The organism is Mycobacterium sp. D16R24, from assembly GCF_002013385.1.
GTDB lineage: Bacteria > Actinomycetota > Actinomycetes > Mycobacteriales > Mycobacteriaceae > Mycobacterium.
In genome coordinates this window covers 21,166-30,521 of the sequence record NZ_MAEV01000036.1, presented here as the reverse complement: position 1 = coordinate 30,521, position 9,356 = coordinate 21,166, and the positions used below count along the sequence as shown (strand labels likewise).

Annotated in this window: 9 protein-coding genes and 2 pseudogenes; 3 read left to right on the top strand and 8 right to left on the bottom strand. The window is 58.8% G+C overall.

What is annotated here, in order from left to right; all coding sequences use genetic code 11:
* The coding region (locus B4383_RS24180) for a hypothetical protein (protein WP_139361030.1) at window positions 1-279 on the bottom strand (279 nt) is incomplete at its 3' end.
* A gap of 131 nt (window positions 280-410) precedes the next feature.
* Here B4383_RS24180 and B4383_RS27310 point away from each other — a divergent pair.
* From B4383_RS27310 to B4383_RS24165, 3 genes and pseudogenes are all read left to right on the top strand, one after another.
* A pseudogene (locus tag B4383_RS27310) lies at window positions 411-671 on the top strand (recombinase family protein); the annotation flags it as partial.
* Window positions 672-1,037: 366 nt separating this feature from the next.
* Window positions 1,038-1,748, top strand: coding sequence for a hypothetical protein (locus B4383_RS27305; RefSeq protein ID WP_286144134.1), 711 nt, complete (start codon window positions 1,038-1,040; stop codon window positions 1,746-1,748).
* A 104-nt stretch (window positions 1,749-1,852) separates the two neighbouring features.
* Window positions 1,853-2,407 (top strand): hypothetical protein, encoded by a 555-nt coding sequence (locus B4383_RS24165; RefSeq protein ID WP_139361029.1) that lies wholly within the window; start codon window positions 1,853-1,855, stop codon window positions 2,405-2,407.
* Here B4383_RS24165 and B4383_RS24160 read toward each other — a convergent pair.
* The 7 genes and pseudogenes from B4383_RS24160 to B4383_RS24125 all read right to left on the bottom strand — a co-directional run bounded on the left by B4383_RS24160 (window position 2,404) and on the right by B4383_RS24125 (window position 9,265).
* Window positions 2,404-2,940 carry a tyrosine-type recombinase/integrase gene (locus B4383_RS24160; protein ID WP_286144135.1) on the bottom strand — a complete coding sequence of 179 codons (537 nt, stop codon included), beginning with the start codon at window positions 2,938-2,940 and terminating at the stop codon, window positions 2,404-2,406. The genes B4383_RS24165 and B4383_RS24160 overlap by 4 nt on opposite strands.
* A gap of 71 nt (window positions 2,941-3,011) precedes the next feature.
* Window positions 3,012-4,191: pseudogene (locus B4383_RS24155) on the bottom strand (IS3 family transposase).
* A 48-nt stretch (window positions 4,192-4,239) separates the two neighbouring features.
* Window positions 4,240-5,022 (bottom strand): hypothetical protein, encoded by a 783-nt coding sequence (locus B4383_RS24150; protein ID WP_078294184.1) that lies wholly within the window; start codon window positions 5,020-5,022, stop codon window positions 4,240-4,242.
* Entirely contained in the window at window positions 5,022-5,681 is a 660-nt protein-coding gene (locus tag B4383_RS24145) for a recombinase family protein (protein ID WP_078294234.1), read from the bottom strand. Before B4383_RS24145 ends, B4383_RS24150 begins: the two co-directional genes overlap by 1 nt.
* A gap of 1,143 nt (window positions 5,682-6,824) precedes the next feature.
* Entirely contained in the window at window positions 6,825-8,099 is a 1,275-nt protein-coding gene (locus B4383_RS24135) for a DUF3631 domain-containing protein (protein ID WP_078294189.1), read from the bottom strand.
* 69 nt (window positions 8,100-8,168) lie between these two features.
* Window positions 8,169-9,068: a bifunctional DNA primase/polymerase gene (locus tag B4383_RS24130; protein WP_078294191.1), complete on the bottom strand. Its 900-nt coding sequence runs from the start codon at window positions 9,066-9,068 to the stop codon at window positions 8,169-8,171.
* Window positions 9,065-9,265 (bottom strand): hypothetical protein, encoded by a 201-nt coding sequence (locus B4383_RS24125; RefSeq protein ID WP_078294193.1) that lies wholly within the window; start codon window positions 9,263-9,265, stop codon window positions 9,065-9,067. Before B4383_RS24125 ends, B4383_RS24130 begins: the two co-directional genes overlap by 4 nt.
* Window positions 9,266-9,356 lie beyond the last annotated feature (91 nt).

The window sequence follows — 9,356 nt, the reverse complement described above, 5'->3', positions numbered from 1 at the left end:
CTTGACGCCACCTGCCAGGGCGGTCATTGCCGCCAGTAGCAGCACGATCCAGATACCCCAGGCCGCGGCATCGCCACCGGCCCGATACAAGCTGTGCAGGCCTGCGATCGCCGCCACCACCAACACCGCTCCGGCAACCACAGCAGCGACCCGGCGAACGCCGTCACCGGCAGACATCGGCTCGGCGACGGGTTCCTTCTGCGGTTCGCTAGTGTGAGTCAGATCCCGGCATGTCAGTACGCTTGTCGCCTCGGTCACATCACGGTTCACGGAACTCACCGACGGTTCACCTTCCCGACATCCGCAACCATAGAATGCATTGCGACCCAACAATCAGCCCAGCATAAGCCACAAGTCAAGATTGCGTGAGAGCCAGCGGCAAACAATGTTCACGGCGTCTTCTTTGGTGTGTGAGGTACCAAGATCCAATCGGGCATGACCAGCGGACATTCACTCTCTCGATGCTCGGTGCGGTTGCCGAATTTGAGCGGTCGATGATTCTGGAACGCCAGCGCGAGGGCATCGCCCTAGCCAAGGCTGCCGGTAAGTACAAGGGCCGCAAAGCCTCCCTGTCCGACGACCAGGCCGACGAACTACGCGCACGCCTGCAAGCACGCGAACCCGTAGCAGCCCTGGCGCGGGAGTACGGCATCAGCCGTCAATCGGTCTACTGCGCCCCCGGCAGGAATCGAACCTGCGACCTAGGGATTAGAAGAACCTATCGTTGTTTGCTGATGTGCCTTCGTATCGTCCCGATTGGATCGGTTTCGGATCGTTCTCGTCTGTAGAACCCTTGTGCTGCTAGGGCGCAGAATGGTCAGCAACTTCGTGCAGCCGAGTATCGATCAAACCCGCAGGTGGCGCGTGACTCCAGCAACTTTGCGGGCACGGGTGACGGCATGGTGACAGGGCGGTGTTGCTGGGTTCTCAATCTGGCGTAGGAAGACGCCGGGGAGTGGTGACGCCGGTTTACCTGCACGGCCGGGTCCAGCGCGATTAGTGTGTGTGCGTCGCACCTCGACTGAATCGGGGAGTATATGAGTGCGGATGTCTGGGCTGCGATTGCGCAGTGGATGACGGTGGCGATTGCAGGGGGTGCACTCGTGTACGCGCGTGGCCAGGTCAGGGAGGCGCGCGAGACGCGAGAGCGAGTTGCGCAACCTGACGTTGTCGTCTTTGTCGATAGGCATGAAGTTCGCCGCTACTTCGACTTGGTTATCAGAAATTTCGGGCAAACCACGGCGTACAACATTCGCTTGACGTTGCCGCCGTTACAGGTAGCGCACCACTCCGACGACGACACCGGCGACGTTGAAAGCCTCTACGTTCCAGAGTCGATTGCGGTGCTCGCTCCGGGACAGGAGTGGCGGACGGTGTGGGATTCTGCTGTCAGGCGAGAGGAATACCTAGGCCCACTTCAAGCCAAGTATATTGGAAGGGTCGATTTTGACGACAAGATGCTTCCCGATAAGCCAAGTTACTCCAATCCAATTTCCTTAGATACCAACATGTTTCGGAACACAACATGGATTGAAACGACCAAAAGCAAGACGGTCCAAGACGCCCTGTATGACATCGCAGGAACTCTGAAGGGTTACACGACGGAACGGCGTGGAGTTTGGGTTTATACGACGTCAGGACAGTCTGAGCGTGAGTATCGGGAGCGGCTGGCCCAGCATCATGAAGATCAATTTGAGCGAATGCTCCGCGAGATCATGGGTGATGATCGACGCCAGGGTGACGGGTAGGGCTGACAATGTCGTGGTTTGAATTCATTACTCAAATGTCGAACGCGTGGGCTTGGCCCGTCGTTGCGAGTGGGACGATTATCCTGCTGCGTAAGCAGATTAGATTGGCTGCAGAAGCAGTTGTGAAGCGGGTTGGTGATATCAAGCGCGTGAGAGCTGGCGGCGTGGATATCGAACTCGAAAAGGAGATGCGAGTCATCGCCGCGACAACGGCCGCTGCGGAAGAGGAACTGAGATCCGAAGCGCCAAAGGCTCTTCAGGAGAAACCTTTTGAAGACATTCCTTTGCCACCTGAGACGGCAGACGAACGCCTAAGCAAGTATCAGCAGCTCGCACTACTGGACCCGCGAGCTGCAGTTCTGCTGCCTTTTGCAGACTTGGAACGAGCCATACGAGGGCGGTTCAGGCAGCTGCACCCGGAGGAACGGTCCACCCTCAGCTTTCTGCGAATTATCGAGATATTTAACCGCAACGGGCAGCTCGATGATCATATTGCGGGTTCTTTGATGCAGATGAGTAGCATTCGAAATCGAGTAGCCCATGAGCAGGCAGAGTTAGATCCAGACGTCGGCAACTATTTTCTGGAATCCGTCGGCAATGTGTTGGGCTACTTGACCCTGTCAGGGTTCTTTAATGACGCACCGGGTGCGGAGGGCTAGTTCGCCTGTCTCTCTAGAAGCACAACGTTGTTGGTAGGCAATGGTCGGGGGCGTGTAGAGGGGTTCGTCTTGCCGCCAGTTTCGCTCTTGAGCACAGCGGCGTAGATGTCCATGGTGGTGCTGATTTTGGCGTGTCCGAGCCAGCGACTTACGTCGCGGACATGTTCGTTGGCCAATGTGGAAACTGCTGCGCTGTGGCGTATATCGTGCCAGCGAGAGTGTGGATACCCGAGTGCTTCTAGGGCTGGCAGCCAGAACCGTTTATAGACGTTCTGTTCGTCGATGGGGCGGGTCCAGTCGAACATGTCGGCGCTATCGGACACTTTGCGTCCTAGTGCCTTACCGGCCTTGCGGGATAGCCGTCCGGGGAACAGGGGAGCGTGGGGGTTTCCTGCATGGGGATGCACTTCGGATAGGTAGGTGCGTAGGTCGTCGGCTAGCCACGGGTCTAGCGGCACATCGCGGTAGGCGTTTTCGGTCTTGAGGGCTTCGGGCTTGAACAGTGGTGCGCGCTTCTTGCGTCGTACGGACACTAGGCCGCTGGTGCCGGGGTGTTCGGAGAGCTGTAGGTGGGGCTGCTGAAGGTCTGATTGACTCTTCGGGTTTAGGCCGCCGGGATGGCGGCTGGTGCCATTATGGCCTCGTATTCGATCGGTGTCAGTCGACTCAGGGAGCGTTGTCGTCGGCGACGGTGGTAGGTGCGTTCGATCCAGGTCACGATCGCGATCCGGAGTTGTTCACGGCTGCTCCAGCGGCGGGTGTCCAGGACATTGCGTTGTAGCAGGGAGAAGAAGGATTCCATGGCGGCGTTATCGCCGCAGGCGCCGACTCTGCCCATGGAACCAGCCAGCCCGTGGCGGGCTAGTGTCTGAACGTATCTGCGGGATCGAAATTGGCCGCCTCTGTCCGAATGGACCACTGTGGCAACGGGATTACGTCGTGTGATGGCCATACGCAACGCGTTGACCGCAAGACGTGACTTCATTCGGGAATCGATAGAGTAGCCCACGATCCGGTTGGAGAAAACGTCCTTGACTGCGCACAGGTAAAGTTTCCCTTCCATCGTGGAATGTTCGGTAATATCGGTGAGCCACAAGGTATTTGGTGAATATGATGTAAGGTGCGCTGCACAAGGTCGTCATGCACCGGCGGTCCTGCCTTGGGCGTGCGGCCCGGTCTCTTGCCGAACACGCTGAAAATGCCATGTTGCGAGCACACCCGCCAGATCCTGCGCTCGGAGGCGGTGAAGCCTTGGTCGGCCAGCTCGTCGGCAATGAACCGATACCCGAATTCTGGATCGTCGGCATGCACCTGGCGGGCCGCGTTGACCAAATGCGCTTCCTCCCAATCACGTCGGGATACAGGGCTCTTGCGCCACTGGTAGTAGGCCTGTTTAGAAAAGCCCAACACCCGGCAGGTCACTGCAACCGGCACCCTGATCAGGGCACCGGCCGCAGCCAGCTCATGGACCAGCGGGAACACTATTTTGGGGAGGCAGACCCCAACTTGAGGTTTGCCTGGGACAGATACGCCGCTGCCCGCCGCAACACCTCGTTTTCCTGCTCTAACAGCCGGTTGCGGCGACGTAGTTCCCGCAGTTCAGCCGACTCCGCCATCGTGACACCAGAACGGACCCCGTCCTCGATATCGGCCCGTCTGAGCCAGTTATGCACCGTGGCCTCGCTGACCCCGAAATCCGCGGCGATCTGCGTCAATGGCGCATCACCCTGGCGCGCGACCCGGACAACATCGTCCCGGAACTCCTTCGGATACGGCTTCGGCATGACTTAAATCCTTCCACCTGAGAACCCAAGATCCTCAGACATCGGGAGTCAACCCAACCGACAGCAACCCCGGTCTTGGATTTCTAGGCCCTGTAGTTCGGAGGCGCGAATTCCGGTGGCGACACTGAACAACACCGCCAGTGCGTAGATGTCGTTAGCAGGTTTGACTTGTACCCACGTTCTGCCGTTGCGGGTGGTGACGGTGTGCTTCTGCTCGGTGGCGATCCAATCTGCCACGGTGGCTACTTGTTCCACGGTCAGGCGGGTGTAACGCTTGCCATCTTCAAAGTCGCGCTGTCTGCGCAGGTTGGGCAGTTTGACTGCTGCCGGGTTGGTGGCGATGGCCTCGTTTTCCACTGCGGTGTCGAGGATTTTGCGCAGTACTCCGATGGCGTGCTTGATGGTTCCGGCGCTCAAGTTCCGTTTGGTGCGCGTGGAGATCGTGGAGGCAAGGGTGCTGCGTAGCTTCTTGACATCGGCCACCCGGATGCTCATCACCGGGCGTGGGCCGAGGGCCGGTGCTACGTATAGCAGGTAGTTGCAGCGGTACTTGTCGATGGTTTCCTGGTCGATGGTGCCGACAAGGCCCTCGAAGTATTCAGTTGCGTACTGTCCCAGAGGTTTACTTGCTAGATCGCGAGCTTGGCCGGGGTCAATGCGCATTTCAGCTAGGGCTTGCTCGACTTCTGCTTTGCGTGCGTCGGCCTCTTCTTCAGTGTCATAGGCTTCGCCCCGCTGCCGGTACTTTCCGGTGGGTACGCCGAATTCGTCACGGATGGGTTCTTTCCAGAAGGCCTGGAAGCGGTTTCCGCGTGGGCGTACCGATGCCATCAGGCCACCCCTTCGCGTTCCAGCACTGCGCGTACGGTGCTGTAACTCCATGAGTCACTTCGGGGAGCGGCGATACCAGCCTGATCTAGAGCCTTGGCGATGGCCTTGGTTCCTAAACCGCCACTACGCAATTGGACAATGCAGGTGATGGTGGAACGGTCGATGGTGGAAGGCTTGCCGAGTTGCTTGCCTGCTTGTCGAGCCTTGATAAGACCCTGCTTTGTGCGTTTGGAGATGAGCTCGCGTTCTTCCTCGGCAACAAGGAGCCTGGCGTGCGCGACCAGTTGGGACACGGTGTCGCTGTCGGTTCCGTCTAGTCCGACGATGCGCCAGCCTTCAATCTTCGCGTCGGCAACCAGCTTGGCGCCATCGGCCATACTGCGACTGGACCTATCTAAAGTATTGACTAGCAAGATATTCGCGATACCGGCCTGGATGGCGGTCACAGCGGCTATGCGTCCGTACAGCTTGTCGGTTTTGCGACTGCTCATCACGTCCACGTGCAGCCCGACTAGATCAAGGTTGTGCTGAGTGCAGAACTGGTCGACTTGATCGCGTTGTGCTGCTAGCCCATAGCCGTTCTCAGCTTGGCGGAGTGTTGAGACCCGTAGGTACCCAATTGCTCTGGTCCTTCTGGTGTCTGGGGTTGCTGTTGTCATCTTCATTTCCTGGTGTCGGTTGTGGCGAGTGACGAGCGTCATCGGCCTCACCGAATACTTATAGCCGACCGATCTACCTCGAAATATGGCTGAGGACTGGCTATCTCGGGACAACTGTGCGGTATTCATTGGGGTCTGGGGTAGCGCTTGTGTGGACTCTCGATGGCCCGCTGGGCTGGTAGTGCGCCTGTCCTCTGATTGGCCTGGTTGGCGATGCGCATCGCAGCCTCACCTGTGATGTGCCGTGCCGGTGGCCCAGAGTGCGCGTGGCGGTCGAATTCGCGCGGCCTAGACGGTGGCGGCGGCATGTGGTCTTCGGATGGAAAGCCGTTCTCGGCGCAAGGGGTGTCCGGGTGGTAGGCGGGTGCTGGGGGAGTCGATGGGGTTGTGCTGTCCATGTCCGGTGTGAGCTCTCCCCGGCTCTCGCCTATGTCCAATTCGTCTGGATAGCCTCTGGCCATTCGGGATTCTTCTCGGGTGAATGTTCCGATTGAGTCAAACACGGTCTCGTACGTCTTAGGCTTACCGGGTGTAAGCACTACTTCGGCCGGAGGCTTGAGGCCAGCACGGTCTAGGGCGTCTCGGATGGCTGCCAGCTTGACACTGTCACTGTCCGCGCTCAATGCCATACCCAGAAGCTTGCGTGCCATCAGATCGGCAGCATTTTCCAATCTGGCTCTGGCAGCAGCCCTTACCTGTGGAGCGGCCCCTCCATGACGACGGCATACTGTTGCCCCTGAGATAGCCAGGTTCTTGCACCGCTGGCCAGTCTTCTTGTGTCCCACGCACCTATGTGCCTGTGTTGCTGGACTTTGCAGCTCCCACCATTGTTCGCTCCACCGGGATATGGATGCTGATTGCTCCGTGTGTTGATAGGTGTCCTGCTCGGCAACTGCGGGCAGATTCTCTATCTCCACATCAATGATGTTGTCGTCGTTACTCATCAGCTAAATCACCGTCAATCCTTCTGTCCTGTATCGGGTTCGTGTGGAGGTGGCCCTTGCGGGTGGGCTTGCGGGGTCTGTCCGTGGTGCCGCCAGTTGTGCGCATGCCCTGACCTGGGACATTGCGGCACTTGCGGATCTTGCGTACTTCTGGAGGACGGGCCGGGGTGCCTCGGGTGGCGACAGGTTTTCATGGAGCTCAAAACTCCACCGCCTTTGTCGAGAGAAGATCCGCGGTGTGTACCTTGTGTCCGTTTCTAGCGGCAGCGGGTTGTTCTTTGTCCGGGTCGTCTTCGGAGACAGTGACGTACCGTGACCATGCATCCTGGAAATTGTGGAGATAGTAGCCTTTGCTGTTGGATTCCTTACTCCACCAAATGTTTTCACTCTTGATCCCGTATGGCTTGAGAAGTTGTGCTAGATCCCGGGAATTAAGAGGGGTGCCGTCTCGGCGGTAGTTTCTCCAGGGGGATTCATCAAGGGCTGCTAAGGCCGTGAGTATCTGTGCTGTGCTCAGAGCTTGTTTGTTGTTGTTCCTTATAGAAAATTCTCTGGTTCTAGAGAAGAAGATTCGGTGCAGGTCCGCCAGCAGTTGCACGCCCGTGCTGGGCGCGTCTCCCATTTCCCGGGAATCCGCAAGTGCCGCAAGTGCCGCATTTTCGCAGCTCTGGGGCCAGTGTCCATCCGCAAGCGCGGCGCAAGTGAACAGCGCCTCCCAACAGTCGGCGGTGCGGTCAGCAATACTGTCCGGCATGGGCGGCCAGGCCACGGTGTAGTGGGTGCCGTCCCACAGTCGTTGCTTGACCTGTGCGGCCCACTGCGCCAGTCGAGCACCCAAGGCTTTGGCTTTGGGTTCGTCTTCCCTAATGCGCCAGGGCTTGACGGTCTCGCCGGGAGCGCGGCGTTTCATCGATACCACCACGGAGCGGCTCATGATGGTGTCTGGAAGATCGCCAAGGCCTGCAAGCCCGACTGCACCATAGGCAGGGAAGTCAACTACCTCGATGTTGGAGCCCTTGGTGACGCATCGTGACGAGGTTCCACTTCGGCGGTGCCCGGCATTGATGACACCACGAATGTCTTCGTGCTCGGCGGCCTTGGGTCCGAAGATGGTGTCTACTTCATCGACAAGCAAGGTTGGGCGGTTCTCGGTCTTATCGCCGAGTTTGCGAATGAGAGCCGCTGCGCTCATGTTCAGGGCGATAAACCCACGCAACACGAGGTGCTCGCTGACCTCCAAGGCTCTGGTCTTGCCACTGCCAGGGTCCGGGGACTTGAAGTAGATACGTGGCGTGCTGTCCCACAACTCCATCAAATGCGTGTGCGCGATCCACAGCGTGTGTGCGTGCCGCATATGCACATTGGGATGGACCACGTACTGCGCCAGGAACGCGTCGATATCGTCAAGCAGCGCTGCACCATCAATCGGCGCATCCGCACCTTCGGGGTCGACACTGGCATTCGGGTCGGGCATAATCACGTGTATCTCCTTGCGGCGTCACCCGTTTCAATCTTGCTGGGATCGGGCGGGTGGCGCTGTTTTCTATATCGAATATTGGCGGGTATCGGTTCCGGGACAGCGATCCGAAACCATCTGCAACACTTCGGCATTAGCGTCCTCGGTCACATCAACAGCCCACTGCGCCAGCGACGCAAACTCTCGGGCACTTCGTCCAGAAGGCCAACGCTCGCGTAGTGCGTCGATCACTGTCTTTGCCGGCATATAGCCAAGCCGAGCCTCTCCCAAACCGATACGCAAAGCGTCCCGCATCGCGTCGTGCTCACTGCGGCCCCGATCCAAGGATCTGCCGTGCAGTTTGAGCAGTGCTGCCAGCTTGTGCGGCCTGCTTGCTTCCCGATGTCGAGTGCAGAACTGCTGCATACTGCTGTTGCCTCGCATCTCCCCGGCACCTGCCTGAGCCCTGTACTGCTCTAGGTAGTCGATCAGCTCATCAGGAAGCACGGGCGGCGTGCCTGTACGCACCGTGAGTCGATCACCATTGGGAGGTAGCACGATTCCGCCTCCGGACGAGCGCACCTCTCCGAACGGCAAGGTTGGATTGCCCATCTGCATCCCGCGAGGTAGTGCGAACCAGTAGTGCCCCCGGTTCGGGCTTTCGTCGGGACGGGTGTTGACATACGGCGTTGCTGCCAAGATTGGCCGTAAATGCTTGGGGCACAGGTTTGGCCGGTCCACATCGAGCACCACCGCACCGAACTGACCGGGACTGGTCGCCAGGGCCTGGAACGATCCGAACTGTTCGCGCCAGCGCATCAACTGCCGCTCGTCGGTCGTCACGTCCCGCCAGCCACAGAGGTTGAAACACGACTTGCCTTTACCCTTACTCGGATCGAACGGTGCTACCGCGATCCCGTGGGCTGCATATTCCAGCGCGGCCAGAAACGGACTCAGGCCCGATACGTCGGGAAGGGAGACGGTCATAGTTGGGCCACTAGCTGATCCAGGTCTGCGGTGCGCCAGTAAGCGTGTCGCCCCACGACGGTGGGTTTGGGCAATAGCTCGGTGCGGTATGCGTAGTACCGCAACGACTCGACGGTGAAGGCGTCGATGCCTTTGCGGCGGATATGGTCGACGGCTTTTTCTGCGCTCACCCATTCGGGCGTGATGGTGGTGGACATATGAATGCTCCGGTGACTCGACTGACATTGACGTGTGTCGCACCCCTTGGTGAGTGCATGCAAATCAATCTAGCGCTCGTCAACACACCTG

Excerpts from the sequence above, each read along its gene's own strand:
- B4383_RS27305 (WP_286144134.1), top strand. The coding sequence starts at position 1,038 with ATGAGTGCGGATGTCTGGGCTGCGATTGCGCAGTGGATGACGGTGGCG.
- B4383_RS24150 (WP_078294184.1), bottom strand. The coding sequence starts at position 5,022 with ATGGCATCGGTACGCCCACGCGGAAACCGCTTCCAGGCCTTCTGGAAA.
- B4383_RS24145 (WP_078294234.1), bottom strand. The coding sequence starts at position 5,681 with ATGACAACAGCAACCCCAGACACCAGAAGGACCAGAGCAATTGGGTAC.
- B4383_RS24135 (WP_078294189.1), bottom strand. The coding sequence starts at position 8,099 with ATGCCCGACCCGAATGCCAGTGTCGACCCCGAAGGTGCGGATGCGCCG.
- B4383_RS24130 (WP_078294191.1), bottom strand. The coding sequence starts at position 9,068 with ATGACCGTCTCCCTTCCCGACGTATCGGGCCTGAGTCCGTTTCTGGCC.
- B4383_RS24125 (WP_078294193.1), bottom strand. The coding sequence starts at position 9,265 with ATGTCCACCACCATCACGCCCGAATGGGTGAGCGCAGAAAAAGCCGTC.